This is a genomic window from Nonlabens ponticola (assembly GCF_003966335.1).
Lineage (GTDB): Bacteria > Bacteroidota > Bacteroidia > Flavobacteriales > Flavobacteriaceae > Nonlabens > Nonlabens ponticola.
Genome location: NZ_CP034549.1, coordinates 243,380 through 261,826 on the forward strand (window position 1 = coordinate 243,380; position 18,447 = coordinate 261,826).

The 18,447-nt window shown below is 40.4% G+C and carries 20 protein-coding genes; 7 read left to right on the top strand and 13 right to left on the bottom strand.

The window, feature by feature from the left end:
- Positions 1 to 56: 56 nt before the first annotated feature.
- The 3 genes from EJ995_RS01010 to trmB are packed head-to-tail and all read right to left on the bottom strand — an operon-like array spanning position 57 to position 1,683.
- Entirely contained in the window at positions 57 to 395 is a 339-nt protein-coding gene (locus EJ995_RS01010; protein ID WP_126444752.1) for an MGMT family protein, read from the bottom strand.
- Positions 392 to 1,015, bottom strand: a complete 624-nt coding sequence (locus tag EJ995_RS01015; protein ID WP_126444754.1) for a LysE family translocator — start codon at positions 1,013 to 1,015, stop codon at positions 392 to 394. Before EJ995_RS01015 ends, EJ995_RS01010 begins: the two co-directional genes overlap by 4 nt.
- Complete coding sequence (gene trmB, locus EJ995_RS01020; protein ID WP_126444756.1) at positions 1,012 to 1,683, bottom strand: tRNA (guanosine(46)-N7)-methyltransferase TrmB; 672 nt, start codon at positions 1,681 to 1,683, stop codon at positions 1,012 to 1,014. The genes EJ995_RS01015 and trmB overlap by 4 nt, the downstream gene beginning before the upstream one ends.
- 68 nt (positions 1,684 to 1,751) lie before the next feature.
- Between trmB and EJ995_RS01025 the strand changes: the two genes are divergently transcribed.
- Positions 1,752 to 2,861 (top strand): glycosyltransferase family protein, encoded by a 1,110-nt coding sequence (locus EJ995_RS01025; RefSeq protein ID WP_126444758.1) that lies wholly within the window; start codon positions 1,752 to 1,754, stop codon positions 2,859 to 2,861.
- Here EJ995_RS01025 and EJ995_RS01030 read toward each other — a convergent pair.
- Together EJ995_RS01030 and EJ995_RS01035 are read right to left on the bottom strand one after the other, a co-directional pair.
- A complete protein-coding gene (locus tag EJ995_RS01030) occupies positions 2,744 to 3,853 on the bottom strand; it encodes a sensor histidine kinase (protein WP_126444760.1) in 1,110 nt (369 codons plus the stop codon). The two genes, EJ995_RS01025 and EJ995_RS01030, sit on opposite strands and share 118 nt — an antisense overlap.
- Complete coding sequence (locus EJ995_RS01035; protein ID WP_126444762.1) at positions 3,843 to 4,529, bottom strand: response regulator transcription factor; 687 nt, start codon at positions 4,527 to 4,529, stop codon at positions 3,843 to 3,845. The genes EJ995_RS01030 and EJ995_RS01035 overlap by 11 nt, the downstream gene beginning before the upstream one ends.
- A gap of 243 nt (positions 4,530 to 4,772) precedes the next feature.
- Here EJ995_RS01035 and EJ995_RS01040 point away from each other — a divergent pair, with 243 nt between their 5' ends.
- Together EJ995_RS01040 and EJ995_RS01045 are read left to right on the top strand one after the other, a co-directional pair.
- Positions 4,773 to 6,572, top strand: coding sequence for a T9SS type A sorting domain-containing protein (locus EJ995_RS01040; protein ID WP_164549855.1), 1,800 nt, complete (start codon positions 4,773 to 4,775; stop codon positions 6,570 to 6,572).
- An 82-nt stretch (positions 6,573 to 6,654) separates the two neighbouring features.
- Positions 6,655 to 7,629, top strand: coding sequence for a LuxE/PaaK family acyltransferase (locus EJ995_RS01045; protein WP_241234664.1), 975 nt, complete (start codon positions 6,655 to 6,657; stop codon positions 7,627 to 7,629).
- Here the strand turns inward: EJ995_RS01045 and EJ995_RS13115 are convergent.
- Both EJ995_RS13115 and tyrS read right to left on the bottom strand, forming a co-directional pair.
- Positions 7,626 to 7,802, bottom strand: a complete 177-nt coding sequence (locus tag EJ995_RS13115) for a hypothetical protein (RefSeq protein ID WP_164549856.1) — start codon at positions 7,800 to 7,802, stop codon at positions 7,626 to 7,628. The two genes, EJ995_RS01045 and EJ995_RS13115, sit on opposite strands and share 4 nt — an antisense overlap.
- On the bottom strand, positions 7,802 to 9,100 hold the full coding sequence (gene tyrS / locus EJ995_RS01050) for a tyrosine--tRNA ligase (protein ID WP_126444766.1): 1,299 nt from the start codon (positions 9,098 to 9,100) through the stop codon (positions 7,802 to 7,804). Before tyrS ends, EJ995_RS13115 begins: the two co-directional genes overlap by 1 nt.
- Positions 9,101 to 9,181: 81 nt before the next feature.
- Between tyrS and EJ995_RS01055 the strand changes: the two genes are divergently transcribed.
- The gene (locus tag EJ995_RS01055) at positions 9,182 to 10,183 is read left to right on the top strand and encodes an NAD-dependent epimerase/dehydratase family protein (protein ID WP_126444768.1); all 1,002 of its coding nucleotides are present in this window, start codon (positions 9,182 to 9,184) and stop codon (positions 10,181 to 10,183) included.
- A gap of 3 nt (positions 10,184 to 10,186) precedes the next feature.
- Here the strand turns inward: EJ995_RS01055 and EJ995_RS01060 are convergent, their stop codons facing one another.
- Genes EJ995_RS01060 through EJ995_RS01070 form a run of 3 tightly spaced genes read right to left on the bottom strand, consistent with a single transcriptional unit; the run spans position 10,187 to position 12,662 of the window.
- Entirely contained in the window at positions 10,187 to 10,597 is a 411-nt protein-coding gene (locus EJ995_RS01060; protein WP_126444770.1) for a DUF4296 domain-containing protein, read from the bottom strand.
- A complete protein-coding gene (locus tag EJ995_RS01065) occupies positions 10,594 to 11,934 on the bottom strand; it encodes a dihydroorotase (protein ID WP_126444772.1) in 1,341 nt (446 codons plus the stop codon). The genes EJ995_RS01060 and EJ995_RS01065 overlap by 4 nt, the downstream gene beginning before the upstream one ends.
- Complete coding sequence (locus EJ995_RS01070) at positions 11,931 to 12,662, bottom strand: polyprenol monophosphomannose synthase (RefSeq protein ID WP_126444773.1); 732 nt, start codon at positions 12,660 to 12,662, stop codon at positions 11,931 to 11,933. The genes EJ995_RS01065 and EJ995_RS01070 overlap by 4 nt, the downstream gene beginning before the upstream one ends.
- A gap of 35 nt (positions 12,663 to 12,697) precedes the next feature.
- Between EJ995_RS01070 and EJ995_RS01075 the strand changes: the two genes are divergently transcribed.
- Positions 12,698 to 13,390, top strand: coding sequence for a DUF4271 domain-containing protein (locus tag EJ995_RS01075; RefSeq protein ID WP_126444775.1), 693 nt, complete (start codon positions 12,698 to 12,700; stop codon positions 13,388 to 13,390).
- 26 nt (positions 13,391 to 13,416) lie between these two features.
- Positions 13,417 to 14,157 carry a uroporphyrinogen-III synthase gene (locus tag EJ995_RS01080; RefSeq protein WP_126444777.1) on the top strand — a complete coding sequence of 247 codons (741 nt, stop codon included), beginning with the start codon at positions 13,417 to 13,419 and terminating at the stop codon, positions 14,155 to 14,157.
- A 106-nt stretch (positions 14,158 to 14,263) separates the two neighbouring features.
- Here EJ995_RS01080 and pckA read toward each other — a convergent pair whose 3' ends face one another.
- Positions 14,264 to 15,871, bottom strand: a complete 1,608-nt coding sequence (gene pckA, locus EJ995_RS01085) for a phosphoenolpyruvate carboxykinase (ATP) (RefSeq protein WP_126444779.1) — start codon at positions 15,869 to 15,871, stop codon at positions 14,264 to 14,266.
- A 53-nt stretch (positions 15,872 to 15,924) separates the two neighbouring features.
- Entirely contained in the window at positions 15,925 to 16,320 is a 396-nt protein-coding gene (locus tag EJ995_RS01090) for a DUF423 domain-containing protein (RefSeq protein ID WP_126444781.1), read from the bottom strand.
- A gap of 56 nt (positions 16,321 to 16,376) precedes the next feature.
- On the opposite strand from EJ995_RS01090, the gene EJ995_RS01095 reads away from it, so the two are divergent.
- Entirely contained in the window at positions 16,377 to 17,741 is a 1,365-nt protein-coding gene (locus tag EJ995_RS01095) for a saccharopine dehydrogenase family protein (RefSeq protein ID WP_126444783.1), read from the top strand.
- On the opposite strand, the gene EJ995_RS01100 is transcribed toward EJ995_RS01095, so the two are convergent.
- Positions 17,738 to 18,427: a zinc metallopeptidase gene (locus tag EJ995_RS01100; protein WP_126444785.1), complete on the bottom strand. Its 690-nt coding sequence runs from the start codon at positions 18,425 to 18,427 to the stop codon at positions 17,738 to 17,740. The two genes, EJ995_RS01095 and EJ995_RS01100, sit on opposite strands and share 4 nt — an antisense overlap.
- Positions 18,428 to 18,447 lie beyond the last annotated feature (20 nt).

An 18,447-nucleotide genomic window follows, 5' to 3' on the forward strand; every position in this document is an offset into this window, starting at 1 on the left:
TTGTGAATCAAAATTATTAGGGGCAGAATTAATTCTGCTCCTTTTCTTTGTTGTAATTAATCCAACGGCTTCAACTCCAGCAGTGGATCCCAAAAGATTTTTTGGAAATCTTGAACCTGGTCTTTCTGGACAACCACACCTTCATTTTCCAGCAGCTGTTGCATGAGATTGGTGCCTTGGAAGTGATGCTTACCCGTAAGCAAGCCGTTGCGGTTGACCACACGCTGTGCAGGAACTTCTGGGCGGTTATGTGCTGCGTTCATAGCATAACCTACCGCACGACTGCTGCGTGGTGTGCCTAAATATTTTGCAATAGCACCGTAACTGGTCACGCGACCAGCTGGTATTTGCCTGACGACTTTGTACACTTTTTCAAAAAAGTCTCCATCGCTCATCCGTAGATTTTTATGGAAGTAAAGATAGCAATCGCCATGGTTAGCGCTGCCAGCGTGTAATGAATTTTCTTGGCAAAAGTGGCACTGTCAAAACCCCATTTCTTCACATAAATCGCGTACAATGTAAGCATGGAGAATGTACCAATAGTTGCTCCTGCGATGAATAAATGCGCCATGGGAAATTTGAATTCAAACATTCCACGACCTGCTAGAAAAGAGCTAAAACCTATGTAAAAAGGAATAGGAAAAATATTAAGTGCGCTGAGCATCACACCTTGGCCAAATAACTTGTAATCTGATTTATCAACCGGCTTGACTTCTGGACCGCTGTCTAACCTTGCTCTGATAAAAAAGAATATAGAAAGAGCTACAAAAACGATTACCGCAAACTTCTCTAACGTGGTGGAGACCTCGGGACTTTCACTAATTAATCGCGAAAAAAAGACACCAATATAAACTTGAGCGATAACTACAAGAGATGCGCCTGCCGCAAAAATCATGGCCGCACGCCTGCCTTGATTCACGCTTACCTTAGCTGCTGTGAGATTAAGCAAACCTGGTGGTATTACACCAACGAGCCCGATCCCAATCCCAAAAAGAAGATGCAGCAAGCTACTCATGGACGCAATTTGAACTTCATGTAGGTAATAGCCTTAGATTGTTCAAGATACTGTTTTTCATAAAATGTTTGCGTCTCGACCACATCGCCTGATGCCTCAGTATTAGTGTAGATATCATGGTGAGCGTACAATATTTCCTCGCCTAATCCTTCTAGTAATCCCAGCGTGTAGCCATGCATGTATTCTGAGTCTGTCTTGAGGTGCACGATGCCACCAGGTTTGAGGATCTTGCGGTATTTGTCTAGAAATGATGGGTTGGTCATGCGGTGTTTAGTACGCTTATATTTGATCTGTGGATCTGGAAAAGTGATCCATATTTCTGATATTTCAGCTTTCGCGAAAGCGTAATCCACCAACTCAATCTGCGTTCTCAAGAAAGCTGCGTTGTCCAGTTCCTGCTCTACTGCAGTCTTTGCACCACGCCAGAAGCGTGCACCCTTAATATCAATCCCGATAAAATTGCGATCCGGATATTTTTGAGCCAGCGCAACCGTGTACTCGCCTTTACCGCAACCCAACTCTAACGTGATGGGCTTATCGTTACCGAAGAACTCATTCCACTTACCGCGATGCTTAAAATCTGCTATGATTTCCTCGCGTGTAGGCTGTACTACATTTTGAAAAGTCTCATTCTCACGGAATCTCTTCATTTTATTTTTACTTCCCAAAACAATTATTTAATAGTTACTTAATGTGTTGTAAAATAGGCAGGTTCACAGCCTGACTATCTTTGCGCATGCAAATATCCAAAAACATTTTGGTTGCACCACTTAATTGGGGTCTAGGACACGCGACACGCTGTATTCCTATCATACGCGCTATTATTTCTAATGGCGATAATCCAATCATAGCTAGCGATGGCCAGGCATTGCAATTGCTTGAGAAAGAATTTCCACATCTCAAGACGATTGGATTACCTAGTTATGACATTGAATACGCCGGCAAAGGTGAGAATCTCAAGCTCAAGCTACTCAAAGAAACACCCAAAATCTGGAATGCTATACGTGCAGAACATAAGGCATTATCTCACATTATCCATGAATATGAAATTGATGGTGTAATAAGCGATAATAGATTGGGAATGTACACAAATATGATTCCCTGTGTAATTATATCGCACCAGTTACAGGTATTATCGGGAAACACGACCTGGTTGAGCACACAACTACATTTGCATTACATTAAAAAATTCAAAGAGTGCTGGATACCGGATAGCGATACCAGACCTAATATAACAGGTCGATTATCACACAACGATGATGATTCAATTACTAAAAGATATTTAGGTACATTGTCAAGATTTGAATACCGTGGCAATTGTGAGGTCAAGTATGATGTACTGGCATTAATTTCAGGTCCAGAACCGCAACGAGAAATTTTTGAAAAACAATTACTTAACCAATTAAAGGATTATCCTGGCAAAGTATTGTTCATTGCAGGTAAAGTCGAGGATGTACAGACCGTCCACAAAAAAGGAAATATTACATATCATAATTACCTATCAAGTGTCGGGTTACAAAAAGCTATTGAACGTTCAAGGATAGTTTTATGCCGCAGCGGTTACACGAGCATTATGGATTTGATCAAAATGCGCAAAAAGGCCTTTTTCATCCCAACGCCTGGGCAATTTGAACAAGAATATCTAGCAAGTAATCTAGAGAGTCAAGGTATTGCACCGTTTGCAAATCAGGAAGATTTTGCTTTGCAGATGCTGGATAAAATAGGAGATTATGCTGGTTTAGGATCGCTAATCGATCCAGGTATTTCGCTATCTAATCTACTGGAAGAAACTTTCTCGAGCGTAAACGAGAATTCAGAACCTATACCTAGCTCGCTATCTACATAGATGCGCTCGTCATGAGCCTCAATGATGTGTTTAACTATTGCCAGACCTAGACCACTGCCGCCTTCTTTTCTGGATCCTGTGCGATCTACCCTAAAGAAACGCTCAAACAATCGTGGTATGTGAGTCTTATCAATTCCTTCGCCATTGTCGGTAACTCGCACGATGACTTTGTTATTGATAAGGTCTTCTATCGCAACCTCAGTCGTGCCGTTTGTTTTACCGTACTTAATAGAATTAACTAGTAGGTTTGCTAATACTTGCTGGATACGCTCCTCATCAGCGTGAACCATGATAGGTTCTGTATAAACCATGTCAAATAGTAGTGATATCTTCTTTTTGGCAGCTTTCATCTCAAACTGATCAAAAACGTGACGCACGAGATCAATGATATCAAAATCGGTTTTATCAAGGTTTAAATCACCCAATTCCAACTTGGTAATCATATCCATGTCATTGACGATGTAGGTCAATCGGTCTACTCCTTTTTGCGCACGAGCTAGGTATTTTTTACGGATAGCCTTGTCTTTATGAGCGCCTTCTATTAGTGTGTCGATATATCCTTGTACCGTAAAAAGTGGTGTCTTGAGCTCGTGAGATATATTTCCTAAAAATTCTTTACGATAGGCCTCTCGCACTTTGAGCGTTTCAATCTCAATCTTTTTATTACGGGCAAATTCTTCTACCTGCCTGGTGAGTGTGCGCATGTCTGTAGCGATCTCGCGGTCGGCAAAATTGGTGTTCTCCAGCAGCGACACGTCTTCATAAATCTTCTTGATCCTTCGGTAGATAAACTTTTGCGCACGGTATTGAATGACAAGAAAGCAAATAATAAAAATGATGACCGTACTGATTCCTACAAGCCACCATGCATCACTCGTTTGAAAGATAAAAGCCACAATAGCTAGAACCATTGCATTGATAAGCGTGATAAACACACTGGAGCGCAAGGCAAAACGGTAGCTGCGTCTAGGTGCCGTTGTTCTAGATGACATATTTATAGCCTACACCCTTTACGGTCTTGAATTTTTTATCGCCTAGCTTTTCACGCAGTTTACGTATGTGCACATCGATGGTTCTACCACCTACAACTACCTCATTACCCCAAACTACATCGAGGATTTCCTCGCGCTTAAAAACCTTGCCAGGCTGGCTGGTTAATAAGGAGAGTAATTCAAATTCCTTTCTAGGCAGTATGAGCTCCTTTTTCTTCCAGAAAATCTTGTATTGATCACGGTCAATGATCAAATCACCTAGATTCTTGACATTACCACTCTCATCTGTTTCTACCACGTTGCGGCGCAATAGAGATTTCACTTTTGACACGAGCAGTCTTGGTTTTACAGGTTTGGTTATGTAATCATCTGCACCAGCATCAAACCCGGCGATCATACTGTAGTCCTCACCACGAGCTGTAAGAAATGTGATGATTGTTTTATCAAGTTCTGGCAATTTGCGCATTTTTTCACAGGCCTCGATGCCGTCCATAACGGGCATCATGACATCCAATATCACGAGATCTGGAATCTTCTTCTTAGCTTTTTTGACTGCTTCCTCGCCATTCTCGGCAGTGTACACCTGATAGCCTTCATTTTTAAGATTATAGCTTACGATCTCAAGAATATCTGGCTCGTCATCAACTAATAGGATTTTGGCTTTCTGCTCTTTCATGGGTGTAAAAATTAGTCATGCTAAGTTACTTATTCTGCCAGTAACAAGGCAAACATGTAGGTTAGCTTATAGTTAACTACTGGTTTTAATCTAGTGGGTAGATGTTCGTTCTGATTATGCTTTCGCGAAAGCTGACACGTCAAAATGACTGTTGATAAAACGCAATATTATCTTAATATTAAATCGTCCTGCAAGGCTATTATTCAACGCTTTAAACCAATATATTTGCACAAAATTCACACAATGAAACAAATTTACTCAATGATTGCCATGTTGCTTTTTACAGCTGTGGCATTTGCACAACAACCTATTATCACGACCGTCTTGGATGGCGATTGTAGTGGTGGAACGCCTAAAATGATCGAAATCTACGCCAACGGTACGGTAGATTTTTCTCAGTACACCTTGCAGACTGAAAAAAATACTAACACTGAGTTTGGTGCTGACCTTTCTCTTGCCGATGCTGGAGTGGTAACTGATGGTTTTATCTATGTTACAACAACAAACAGTCTTGCCGCTGATGAAGGCGAGACGTCTGCATTTGCATCTGAATTCCCTTCATTGTCTGACGCGATTGTTCTTACAGGCGGTGCTGCAGATGGTAATGGTGATGACCGTTTTAGAATCATCGACGCACAAATGACCGTAATAGATCAATATGGTGAGAGCGGTGTCAACGGTGATAATGAAATTTGGGATTATACTGACTCATATGCTACTCGTATCAACGGTACTGGACCTGATGGTGGATTTAATCCTGGTAACTGGAACTATGCAGGTAGAGCTGCACTTAATAACTTAGGTGTTTGTCAAGGTCAAGCTGAAACTTTTGAAAGCATCATAGGAACTATAGGCCAATTTTCTACCACTGGTAGCACTGAGCCTAGCCTTTCTATCCTATCTCCAGCTAATGGCGCTACACTTACTGATGGCGCTCTAGAATCAACGATCTCTGTATCTAACTTTACACTTTCTTCTAGCGCAACTGCTGGTGATGGTGATGGTTACATCGTTTACCAACTGGACACAGAAGATGCTGTAAACAAATTTGACACAGATCCTATCACCATAAGCGGTATCGCTCCAGGTGAACACACGCTAGTTGTGAGACTTGTTGATAATAGCGGTGCAGACGTATCTGAAGCAACAACTCAATCTGTAACTTTTACAGTACCATCACAGCAAGCCATCAATAGCATTGCAGACCTGAGAAGCCAAGATGTAGGTGGTGACACTGTCTTTACATTGAATAGTGAGGCGATCGTTACTCGCACAGAAGGTTTTAGAAACCAGAAGTACATTGAAGACGAGACTGGTGCCATCTTGATTGATGACCCACAAAATGTAATTCCTGACGGTGTATATGAAGAAGGTGATGGTATCACTGGATTGTCTGGTACGCTAGGTGAATTCCGTGGGTTGCTACAATTTACTCCAACTGAGGATCCAGGTGCGCCATCTTCTAGTGATAATGTAATTACTCCACAAGAAGTTAGCCTTGCTGAGCTTGCTCAAAATTCTGAAGAATATGAGTCTGAACTCGTTACCATCATTGAAGAGGTAGAGTTTACTGATGCAGATGGTGAACGTACTTTTACAAATAATGATAACCTTACAATTTCTGACGGTACAACTAACTTCCTAGTACGCAATTTCTTTGGAGAAGATTTCACTGATGAGGTTGTTCCTGATGGATTTGGTTCAATTACAGGTATCGTGAGACAAGACGACAATGTACAAGCTGGTGCCTATGCGATTTCTCCTAGAAACGCAGATGACATCGAGACACTTACCTTAAGTAACGGTTCTGTAGAAGCAGGTTTGTTTACTGTCTATCCTAATCCTGCAAATGATGTGTTGAACATTACTGCAGCAAACGGCAACGCGGTAGATGTGATTATCTATTCTGCTTTAGGTCAAGAAGTGATCTCGCAAAAAGCAGTTTCTAGCTCTATCAACGTCAATAACTTGAGATCAGGTTTGTATGTAGTTAAAATTACTCAAGACAATGCTTCACAAACAAGAAAGCTAGTTATCAAGTAATAAGACATACTTTATACTTTACTAGAAGCGTCGCAGGAAACTGCGGCGCTTTTTATTTTACTTTTGCTGTAAATATTTCTATTTGGATTTTCCTGTATTTGATATCGAATCGACTGCTGCTTTTGAAGCAATGGCGCTGGAGGTATTTAGATTTCAATTCCAGAATAATCAAGTTTATTCTAGGTATTGCTCTCTATTAGGCAAAGAGCTGGTAGATAGAATTGAAGACATACCTTATTTACCCATTTCTTTTTTCAAAACGCATCAAATACTCTCTAAGCCTAGTAATAACAAAGATGTGATTTTTACCAGCAGCGGCACCACAGAAAGTGTTGTATCAAAGCATCGAGTAACTGATCCATTGATTTATGAAAACAGCCTGGATCATAGCTTCAAATTTCAATATGGCAATTATGAAGATTATGTAATTCTTGCTTTATTACCTCATTATCTGGAGCGTAAAGGATCTTCGCTTGTTTACATGGTGCAACGATGGATTGAAAAATCTAACGATGAACGCAGTGGTTTTTACCTTCATAACATAAGTGAGCTAGCACAAATTCTCAAATCATTACAACAGGACGATAAAAAAGTGATTTTGATAGGTGTCACTTTTGCCTTATTACAACTAGCAGAACAATTCCCAATGTCATTACCCAGTACGACCATTATTGAAACTGGCGGTATGAAGGGCATGCGCAAGGAAATTATCAAGCCAGAATTACATCGTATTTTAAAATCAGCTTTTAACCAGGTAGAAATCCACAGCGAGTACGGCATGACAGAGCTTTTATCTCAAGCTTATGCAAATGATGGACTGCATTTTGAAACGCCTGAATGGATGCATGTTAGCGCAAGAGATACTAATGACCCATTAAGTACGGTACCAAATGGCAAAACTGGCGGACTCAATATTATCGATCTTGCCAATTATAATTCGTGCTCATTCATTGCCACGCAGGATCTAGGCAAAGTTTATGAAAATGGTTCTTTTGAAGTTTTGGGTAGGTTTGACCACAGCGATATCAGAGGTTGTAATCTTATGGCGATCAATTAGAAACGGCTCGTGCTCTTGTAAACGATAAAAGTAAAAACAAACATAATGACCACACCCAATATAGCGGCATAAAACTGCCACTTACCTGTCTCCATATAGGCCAGTGTCAAACCACTAACGACTAGCATGAGCGTGACAACAGTACGAGATAGGTATTTATTGGACTTCCTCATTAATTTACCAAGACTAGAAAATAATTCTTTTTACCGCGCTGCAATAGTATCATACTATCTGCAATGATATCGCTGGTATTCACAACCTTATCTTCACTAAATTTCTCCTTGTTGATGGCGAGGCTATTTTCTTTTAATGCGCGTCGTGCCTCACTGTTAGACTTCAAGAATCCTGTGGTATCAGTTAAAAAGGATACGATCTCTATTCCGTTTTCAACATCGTATCTTGAAATAGTGGTTTGCGGCACACCCTCAAAAATTTCTAACAAGGTATCTTGATCAAACTTGCTCCATTGCTCTGGAGTCACTTTCTTACTGAAGAGGATTTTACTAGCCTCAACAGCCGTTTCATAAGCATCTTGACCGTGAACCATGACGGTAACTTCTTCTGCCAGTCGTTTTTGTAACACCCTAAATCCTGGATCTTTTGCGTGCTCTTCTATGAGATCGTTACAGGTTTGCTCATCAAGAAAGGTGAATATTTTGATCCAGTTAATAGCGTCCTCGTCTGTTGCCGTAATCCAGAATTGATAGAATTTGTAAACACTAGTTTTATCTGCATCAAGCCAGATGTTACCAGATTCCGTTTTACCAAATTTGGTTCCGTCTGCTTTGGTAACAAGTGGTGTAGTCAAAGCATACGCCTTACCACCAGCCTTGCGGCGCACCAGCTCAGTTCCTGTAGTAATATTTCCCCATTGATCGCTTCCACCTATCTGCAATTTACAATTCATGTTCTCGTACAAATACAGGAAATCATAGCCTTGAAACAGCTGGTAAGTAAACTCAGTAAAACTCATACCGTCGCCATCGCCAGACACGCGTTTCTTAACACTGTCCTTTGCCATCATGTAATTTACCGTGATATGTTTACCTATGTCTCTAGCAAAATCTATCAAGCTAAAGTCCTTCATCCAGTCATAGTTGTTGACCAGCAGAGCGCGTGTTTCTGGCTCACCACCTTCAAAATCAATAAATCTCGATATGACAGACCGGACGCCTGCTATGTTTTTATCAAGGATTTCCTGCGTGAGTAAATTACGCTCTGCACTTTTACCTGATGGATCACCTATCATTCCTGTAGCTCCACCAACTAGTGCGATAGGCCTGTGACCTGCACGCTGCAGGTGCATCAACAAAATGATTTGCACGAGGCTACCTATATGTAAGGAGTCTGCCGTTGGGTCAAAGCCTATATAACCACTCACCACTTCATCCTCTAACAATTTATCAGTATCGGGCATGATATCGTGAATCATACCGCGCCATTGTAGCTCATTTACAAAATTATAGGCCATCTTATCAATTTAAAGGCGCAAAGATATAGGCTTTAGCCGTCTTACCCATTCTTGTCGTCCACGTTTGTGTATTTTTACTGCATGATTCTAGTCACAGGAGCCACTGGTATGGTAGGCGGCCATTTATTGTACCGCTTTCGCGAAAGCGCAACCCAAATCAAAGCGATCTACAGGAATCCAGCATCTATAGATAAAACACGCACCATCTTTAATTCTTATCGCAAGGGTGATGCAGCGCTGGTTGATAATTTTAAGTGGGTTCCTGGCGATTTACTGGACTTGCCTAGCCTGGAAGATGCGATGGAAGGTATTGATCAAGTTTATCATTGTGCGGCTATATTGGGCGATGCTAGTTTTGACAAGATGAAACAGGTAAACGTGACTGGCACAAAGTATCTTGTGGATATCGCGATTGCTCGTGGCATCTCTAAATTTTGCTATGTAAGTAGCATTGCTACTCTTGCTAATCCTGTTGCAGGTAAGTCCATTACCGAAGATGATTTTTTCAATCCAGATGCACTTAATACAGATTATGCTATATCAAAGTATGGCGGTGAGATGGAAGTATGGCGTGCCTCTCAAGAAGATCTTGATGTGGTAATCGTCAATCCTGGAGTGATATTAGGAGAAGGTGATTATAACAATGGTAGTGGCAAATTATGGAGCGCAAGTGCAGCGACACAGCCTTTTTACACGAGTGGCAGCAGTGGTTTTGTAGATGTGAGAGATGTTGCGGAGATTATGCAGCTATTGATGAATAGCGATATTAAAAATGAACGATTCACGCTGGTGGCAGATAATGTTGAATTCAAGAAAATACTAGAAAACATATCCATCGCCATCCATAGTAAAAAGCCATCCATCTTACTTACCAAATGGATGTTGTACACAGCTTGGATTCTAGGTAAGATTCCTAGCTGGTTAGGGATCATGAAAGGCCTTTCTAGAGCTGAAATAATAACCTACACATCCAACTCTAAGTACGATAATGAAAAGGTAGAAGAACAGCTATCCTATAAGTTTACTGCTTTAAAAAATAGTATTGAACGAGTTTCAAGTCATTTTCTTGAGAACAAAGAGTAATTATTACTGATTGTCTGGATCTTTGATTATCTCGGTAGGTTCCGCAGGTGTAGTGATTCTTTTATTAACTCGTTGCTGTCTGGCCTCAACGCTGTCCTTAACCACTTCTAGGTTTTGCTCTACTATTTCAAGAACCTGTTGATATTCTTCAACGCGATCAGCATAGTATAAAAAATTCTCTCTGTAGGTAACACTATCTGTATTGTATTTATCATAGATATAATCAGTAGGCAGCGTTTTGAGCTTTGTGAAAGCAGATCGATTGTTGCTCATAGATCCGTCTATCAAATAAAGATCAGTAAGAATATCTGCCATTTTTTGATCACCGTAAAAATCATCTGGCTTTTCAGCAGTTTGGATATCGGTACAGCTTGTGGTTAAAAAAATAAATAGAATTACTACAAGGTTTCTCATCGATCAAAAGTTATAGCTTGAGCAAACTTATTCTCATTGACTTTAAAATTCTTATAAGCAACATTACCATTAAGTATGGTATGCGTGATCCTGCTTTTAAATGTGACACCTTCAAACGGTGACCAGCCACATTTTGCGATGACATTGTCGCGAGTGACTGTCCATGGGTTATTAGTATCAACAACTACAAGATCTGCCTTGTAACCTTCTTTAATAAAGCCACGTTTTTCTACATCAAATAGAATGGCTGGATTGTGACACATCTTTTGCACAACCTTCTCTATACTTATTTTATCCTGATGTACAAACTCTAACATTGCTGGTAAAGCATGTTGTACAAGCGGACCACCACTGGGACAACTCAAATAACTATTTGATTTTTCTTGTAAGGTGTGTGGTGCATGGTCAGTAGCGATAACATCAATACGATCATCCAGCAAGGCTTCCCACAACTTTTCTCTATCTGCAGCACTTTTTACCGCTGGATTCCATTTGATATGAGAACCCTTGCGCTTGTAATCTTCATCGCAAAACCACAAGTGGTGTATGCAAACCTCAGAAGTAATTTGTTTTTTACGTAGGTCCTTGTTGTTGCTAAATAATGCAGTCTCCTTACCAGTAGATAAGTGAAATACGTGAATACGCGCACCTGTTTTTTTAGCTAACTCAACCGCTTTTGAGCTAGACAAATAACAAGCTTCAACATTTCTAATTACTGGATGTTGATCCATAGGGATTTCCTCGCCATACTCATCGATGGCAGCTTGTAGGTTTTTTTTGATGGTATCCTCGTCCTCGCAGTGTAAAGCGATGCGCAGTTTTACCTTAGAAAAAATACGTTCTAAAACTTCAAGATCATCGACCAGCATATTACCTGTTGAAGAACCTAGAAATAGCTTGAGGGCAGGAATTTGAGAAGTATCCGCATTTAATATTTCTTCAAGGTTGTCATTAGTACCACCTAACATAAAACCATAGTTGGCATAACTATCGCTTGCCGCGATATCCATCTTATTTTTCCATTCCTTGTAGTTGGTAGTTTGCGGTTTTGTATTGGGCATTTCAAAATAACTTGTAATACCACCAGCGATAGCTGCCGCACTCTCGCTACCTATAGTGCCCTTATGAATCAAGCCCGGTTCTCTAAAGTGTACTTGATCGTCGATAATACCTGGAAGAACGTGTTTGCCCTCAACATCAATGATGGTAGTGTCGCTACTCTTAGCGCTAATACTATCAGCAATCTCGACAATCGTATCATCTTCTACATAAATATCACCTTGAACAGTCTTGAGTTCGTTGACAATACGAGCATTTTTAATAAGCAATCTCTTCATATCTCTAATTTGCCCAGCAAGCTTTTAAATTTCATTCTTAAAATCCCGGTCACTGCTTCATGAATAATGCCAGTACTCATTTTTGAAACGCCTCTAGATCTATCAGTAAAAATTACCGGCACCTCAACAATCTTTGCCTCAAGCAAATAAGACTTGAATTTCATCTCGATCTGGAACGCGTAACCTACAAATTTAATTTTGTCCAGATCAAAACGTTTCAATAAACTCGCCCGATAGCATTTAAATCCAGCCGTTGTGTCATGTATCTCCATTCTCGTGATGAGACGTACATATTTTGACGCCACATAGGACAAAAGAACGCGCGACATCGGCCAATTAACAACGTTTACACCTTGCACATAACGGCTACCTATTGATAAATCAGCACCCAAATCATGGCATGCCTCGTGAAGCAATTCTAGATCTGCAGGGTCGTGAGAGAAATCTGCATCCATCTCAAATATATATTCATACGATCGCTGCAGCGCCCACTTAAACCCATGAATGTATGCGGTACCCAAGCCATCCTTTTTGGCCCTTTTTTCTAGGTGCAATCTAGCTTCATAATCGACTTGAAGCCCTTCAACAATTTGAGCAGTACCATCAGGAGAATTATCATCTACAATAAGTACGTGTGCCTCAAGATAGGTGTCTAGCACAGCACGTACAATGAGCTCGACATTCTCGCGCTCATTATAGGTAGGTATGATAACTAGAGTATCCTTCATAGCAGGCGACAAAAGTAAGTAATTATACTAGCTACATGCATCAAGTCATGAGCATACCTCTTAATTTTACCACCATGGAAACCTTGAGTCGTTATGCCTTAAATCTTGATTGGGTTGCAGTAGTATTGATGCTATGCCTAACTGCTTTAGGCGTTGTGAGACAAGTGAGCAATATTGCCTTGTCCGACTTTTTAGGCGTTTACACCAGCAGTAAATTTATCAAGATTACTAGCGACGATCGTATGGACAATTACAAATTGTTGCTGTTTACGGGACTCATTACCTACCCTATTTTGATCTCACTTGTTCTATATAAACTTCATGTTGATTTTTATGGTGGTGATTCAGGCATTCTTACTTATGGTATCATTCTCACCGTGGTAAGTGCGTTTTTACTATTCAAGCACTATTTAGGTAGGTTGATAGGTACGGTTGCAAATTTTGAATTTCTACTCGATCAGGCAGACCATAGTCGCAATATTTATAGAGTAGCGCTTTGTTTTCTACTCATTCTTCTCAACCTCTTTATTTATTATGTATTCCCAACGTATGAGCAAGTTGTTTTAATCGCTTGCACCACCGTACTATTTGTATTCTTATTATACCATTTTATCATTATAGGCTCACTGTTGAAATCGATAGGCGGCTCTATTCTCTATTTTATTTTATATCTTTGCACGCTCGAAATCGCACCGTATCTGCTTTTGTACAAGTATTTTACGAGCTGATGCAGCGCCAATAAAGAAATGCATTTATGAAAGTGAAAACAATTTTAGTTTCCCAGCCTGAACCTAAAATGGAAAATTCACCTTATCAAAGTCTCGTTGATCGGACTAAGGTGAAAATAGATTTCCGCTCTTTTATCCATGTAGAAGGCGTTCCTTCTAAGGAAGTGCGCGAGCAAAAAGTAGATCTTTCTAAGTTTAGTGCGATCATCCTTACCAGCCGTAATAGCGTTGACCACTTCTTCCGTGTGGCAGAAGAAATGCGTTTCAAAATCCCAGATTCACTCAAGTACTTTTGTCAAAGTGAAGCCGTTGCCTATTATCTGCAGAAATATGTAGTGTATAGAAAACGTAAAATTTATGTAGGTAAGAGAACTTTTGCAGAGCTTTTACCACTCATCAAGAAACACAAAAACGAGACATTCCTACTACCTAGCTCCGACAAGTTAAAGGATCAGGTACCAGAATTACTCGATGGCCTCACTATTAAGTGGAAGGCAGCTACATTTTTCAGAACGGTCATTAGCGACCTTTCTGACCTTGCAGATGTTAAGTACGATGTGTTAGTATTCTTTAGCCCTAGCGGTATTGAGAGTCTATTTCAAAACTTTCCAGAATTTACTCAGGATGAGACTCGTATTGCCGTATTTGGTAACACAACAAGCCAAGCTGCTAAGGATAAAGGACTGCGCATTGATATACAAGCGCCTACTCCTAAGTCACCATCAATGACCATGGCGATAGAGAATTATATTAAAGAATTGAGTTAAAAGGTTTGTCGTTGTTACTCTTTCGCGAAAGCGTAATCCTTCAAATTCACCAGAATAAAAAAGGTCTCTATCGCTAGAGACCTTTTTCAGTTTATAATTGATTTTCTTATTTGAGTGGGCCGCCGTTGATGATTTCATCACTTGCCTGTGATTCAAATTTCTTGAAATTCTCACGGAAAAACGTTGTCAGCTTTGCCGCCGTCTCATAATAACCAGTATCATTATTCCACGATTTTCTTGGACTCAACACCTCGGTAGGTACATTAGGACAAGTACGTGGTTGTGCCAGTCCAAACATTGAGTGTACATGGTAGTTATCCTTGTTAGCCGCTTCAAGGGAACCATCAAGCGCTGCAGCAATCATCGCGCGAGTGTATTTAAGTTTCATACGGTGACCAACACCATATGGGCCGCCAGTCCAGCCTGTGTTTACTAACCATACTGTCACATCATTCTCCTTCATTTTCTCGCTCAACATCTCAGCATACTTAGTAGGATGCAGTGGCATAAATGGTGCTCCAAAACATGCTGAAAAACTAGGAACCGGCTCATTAACGCCAGCCTCGGTACCAGCGACCTTGGCTGTATAACCACTTATAAAATGGTAGGCGGCTTGACCTGGAGTTAATTTTGAAATAGGAGGCAATACACCAAAGGCATCTGCCGTCAAGAAAAATATATTCTTGGGATTCTTGCCTATACTAGGTTGTCTAATATTATCGATATGGTGAATCGGGTAACTGACTCTTGTGTTTTGAGTGATGCTGGTATCAGCAAAATCAACTTTACCATCATCTTTTAACTTGACGTTTTCTAATATCGCGCCTGGTTTGATGGCATTGAAAATTTCTGGCTCGTGCTCCTGGCTTAGATTAATAACCTTTGCATAACAACCTCCTTCAAAATTGAATACCTCGTTAGTTGAAGTCCAGCCGTGTTCATCATCACCTATCAATTCCCGATCAGGATCAGTTGATAGTGTTGTTTTACCGGTACCACTCAAACCAAAGAAGATAGCGGTGTTGCCGTCCTTACCAACGTTTGCACTGCAATGCATAGGCAAGGTATTTTTCTCAGTTGGTAAAATGAAATTGAGCGCGCTAAAAATTCCTTTCTTGATCTCGCCCGTGTAACCTGTACCACCTATTAGGGCAATCTTATCAGTAAAATTGAGAATGGCAAAATTATGCTGGCGAGTGCGATCCCTTACAGGATCTGCCATGAAACCTGGTGCATTGATAACCGTCCACTCTGGAGAGAAGTTCTCTAATTGTTGATCGTCTGGTCTTAAAAACATATTATAAGCAAACATGTTTGACCATGGATACTCATTAATAACTCTCAAATTGAGCTTGTAATCCTCGTGCGCACATGCATAAGCATCACGAACAAATATTTCCTTGCCATCGAGGTATTCAATCACTCGTTTATGAAGATTGTCAAAGTCTTTCTTGTTAAAAGGCAAGTTGATATTTCCCCACCAAATATGATCTTGAGTAAGGTTATCCTTGACAATGAATCGATCCATAGGTGATCGACCTGTAAACTCTCCAGTATTAACCGCGAGCGTGCCATTGGCAGTTTCTTTACCGTTGTAGGAATCTACGGTAATTTGCTGCAACGCATCAGGTGATAATTGATAATTAATTTTTGATTTAGTAATCCCGTATTTTTCCAACGAAATCGATTGCGTACTTAAGGCGTGTGAACCCATAATTATTTAATAATTCAAGTTGTGACTGCAAAAATAGAAATCTTAAATGGCCTCTAGGTATTATTAACGCCTTTATGTGAAATTAATTTGAACAAAAGGTAAATCCAGCCCGATATCAGCAATAGCCCACCAATCGGCGTTATTGGCCCTAAAAATTCTACCGATATTTCATGAATAGGTCGGGTCGCCAGCAAATAAATACTCAATGAAAACAGTAAACTTCCAATGGTAAAAAGATATAACACGACTTGTTTTTGTGAGTTTTTGATCAAACTTATCTGGCTTATTATCAACAACGCTAACCCATGATAGATTTGATACCTCACGCCCGTTTCAAAACTATCCAATTGATCAATTGAGAGATAATTCTCTAAAGCGTGAGCACCCAGCGCTCCTAAAATAACTCCTGTCACCATAAACAGAACTCCTACTATCAATAACTTTTTCATATTTATAAGGTTTCCTGTACGCGAGAATTATAAATTGAGACAAAAATAAAGACTGCATGCGACACATTTTGATAATAGGTGCTGGAAAATCAACAGGAGTACTGGTAGATTATTTGGTTAGCAAATCGGTTGAGTATGATCTACATCTTACCATTGCTGATAAACAACTGTCCAGCGCACAAAACCTAGCAGGAAACAACGAGCGCACCACAGCCATTGAACTTGACATCTTCAAACCAGAACCGCGTCGCAGGCAGGTAAAAGAAGCAGATATAGTTATATCAATGCTACCAGCTCGATACCATATAGAGGTTGCCCGTGATTGTATTGAGTTTGAAAAAAACATGGTGACTGCTAGCTATGTAAGTAAAGAGATGCAAGAACTGGATCAACAGGCACGAGATAACAATCTCATATTTATGAATGAGATAGGTGTTGATCCAGGCATTGATCACATGAGCGCCATGCAAGTCATTGATCGCATTAGGGATCAAGGTGGTCGCATGCTATTGTTTGAATCTTTCACTGGTGGATTAGTCGCACCACAGGATGACAATAATTTGTGGAATTACAAATTCACGTGGAATCCACGCAACGTCGTGACTGCTGGTCAAGGTGGTGCGGCAAAGTTTATTCAAGAAGGTAAGTACAAGTACATACCTTATCACAGGCTATTCCGTCGTACGGAGTTTCTTGATGTTGAAGGTTATGGTAGGTTTGAGGCCTATGCTAATAGGAACAGTCTCAAATACCGTGAAGTCTACGGCCTAGAAGATATTGAGACCCTTTATCGCGGTACCATGCGTCGAGTAGGTTACAGCAAGGCTTGGAATATGTTTGTGCAGCTAGGAATGACTGATGACACATACACGATGGATGGATCAGACCAGATGAGCTACAGGGATTTCATCAATAGCTTTTTACCGTACTCGCCTACTGACAGTGTGGAGCTGAAGCTAAGGCATGAATTGCGTATCGATCAGGATGATATCATGTGGGAAAAATTACTTGAACTAGATATTTTTAATCCTAATAAAATCGTTGGTATTACAGATGCGACACCAGCTCAAATACTTCAAAAAATTCTAGAAGATAAATGGACGCTTCAGTCAAGAGAAAAAGACATGATCGTGATGTATCACAAGTTTGGTTATGAGATTAACGGACAAACACATCAAATAGACAGTACCATGGTTTGCAAAGGTGATGGTAATCGACAAACGGCAATGGCAAAAACAGTAGGCCTACCGGTAGCTATAGCAGCTCTTAGAATTCTTAACGGCGAGATTAAAGAATACGGTGTACAAATACCTATAAAATCAAGTATCTATAAACCTATTCTTGAAGAACTAGAAGAATATGGGATACGCTTCCGCGAAAGCGAAACTAAATATCTAGGCTACAACGATCTCAATCTTTAACGACGACGCATGTACATCGAGATGAAGTACAGCAAGGTTGCCAATGATCCTATGGCAGCAACCAGATACGTGCGTGCTGCCCATTTAAGAGCATCTGCGGCGCCATCATGTTCTTGTTGTGTAAGCATATTCTCGTTTTCCAGCCATGCTAGTGCTCGATTACTCGCATCGTACTCTACTGGCAAGGTGATAAACGCAAACAGCGTTCCTGTACCGTACATAATGATTCCTAGTAAAAACAGATAATCACCCATGGCGCTTGTCGCTGCAAGCGCAATACCACCTATGAGAACCCATTGGGAATATTTGGAAGCGATACTTACCACAGGTACCAATTTTGAACGCATACCCAACCATGAATATGCAGTTGCATGTTGTACCGCATGTCCTACCTCGTGAGCAGCTACGGCCGCTGCGGCCGCATTTTGCATGCTGTAAACTGGCTCACTTAAATTGACGGTCTTTTTGGCTGGATTGTAGTGATCTGTTAATTGTCCTTTAACTGATATCACATCGACATCCGTTATGCCATGGTCATCTAGCATTTTTTGGGCAATTTGAGCACCGGTAAGCCCATTTTGCAAATGGATTTTAGAGTACTTCTTAAATTTTGACTTGAGCTTATTGCTTACAAAGGCACTGATTAAAAAAACTAATCCGCCTATTATGTAGTAACCTATTAACATGTAGCTTGAATGAATTTAAA

Coding starts and splice junctions, on each gene's coding strand:
- EJ995_RS01070 (WP_126444773.1), bottom strand. CDS start 12,662: ATGAAGGATACTCTAGTTATCATACCTACCTATAATGAGCGCGAGAAT.
- EJ995_RS01090 (WP_126444781.1), bottom strand. CDS start 16,320: ATGAAAAAGTTATTGATAGTAGGAGTTCTGTTTATGGTGACAGGAGTT.
- EJ995_RS01095 (WP_126444783.1), top strand. CDS start 16,377: ATGCGACACATTTTGATAATAGGTGCTGGAAAATCAACAGGAGTACTG.
- EJ995_RS01060 (WP_126444770.1), bottom strand. CDS start 10,597: ATGAGAAACCTTGTAGTAATTCTATTTATTTTTTTAACCACAAGCTGT.
- EJ995_RS01040 (WP_164549855.1), top strand. CDS start 4,773: ATGAAACAAATTTACTCAATGATTGCCATGTTGCTTTTTACAGCTGTG.
- EJ995_RS01055 (WP_126444768.1), top strand. CDS start 9,182: ATGATTCTAGTCACAGGAGCCACTGGTATGGTAGGCGGCCATTTATTG.
- EJ995_RS01065 (WP_126444772.1), bottom strand. CDS start 11,934: ATGAAGAGATTGCTTATTAAAAATGCTCGTATTGTCAACGAACTCAAG.
- tyrS (WP_126444766.1), bottom strand. CDS start 9,100: ATGGCCTATAATTTTGTAAATGAGCTACAATGGCGCGGTATGATTCAC.
- EJ995_RS01030 (WP_126444760.1), bottom strand. CDS start 3,853: ATGTCATCTAGAACAACGGCACCTAGACGCAGCTACCGTTTTGCCTTG.
- pckA (WP_126444779.1), bottom strand. CDS start 15,871: ATGGGTTCACACGCCTTAAGTACGCAATCGATTTCGTTGGAAAAATAC.
- EJ995_RS01080 (WP_126444777.1), top strand. CDS start 13,417: ATGAAAGTGAAAACAATTTTAGTTTCCCAGCCTGAACCTAAAATGGAA.
- EJ995_RS01010 (WP_126444752.1), bottom strand. CDS start 395: ATGAGCGATGGAGACTTTTTTGAAAAAGTGTACAAAGTCGTCAGGCAA.
- EJ995_RS01025 (WP_126444758.1), top strand. CDS start 1,752: ATGCAAATATCCAAAAACATTTTGGTTGCACCACTTAATTGGGGTCTA.
- EJ995_RS01075 (WP_126444775.1), top strand. CDS start 12,698: ATGCATCAAGTCATGAGCATACCTCTTAATTTTACCACCATGGAAACC.
- EJ995_RS01100 (WP_126444785.1), bottom strand. CDS start 18,427: ATGTTAATAGGTTACTACATAATAGGCGGATTAGTTTTTTTAATCAGT.
- EJ995_RS01015 (WP_126444754.1), bottom strand. CDS start 1,015: ATGAGTAGCTTGCTGCATCTTCTTTTTGGGATTGGGATCGGGCTCGTT.
- EJ995_RS01035 (WP_126444762.1), bottom strand. CDS start 4,529: ATGAAAGAGCAGAAAGCCAAAATCCTATTAGTTGATGACGAGCCAGAT.
- EJ995_RS13115 (WP_164549856.1), bottom strand. CDS start 7,802: ATGAGGAAGTCCAATAAATACCTATCTCGTACTGTTGTCACGCTCATG.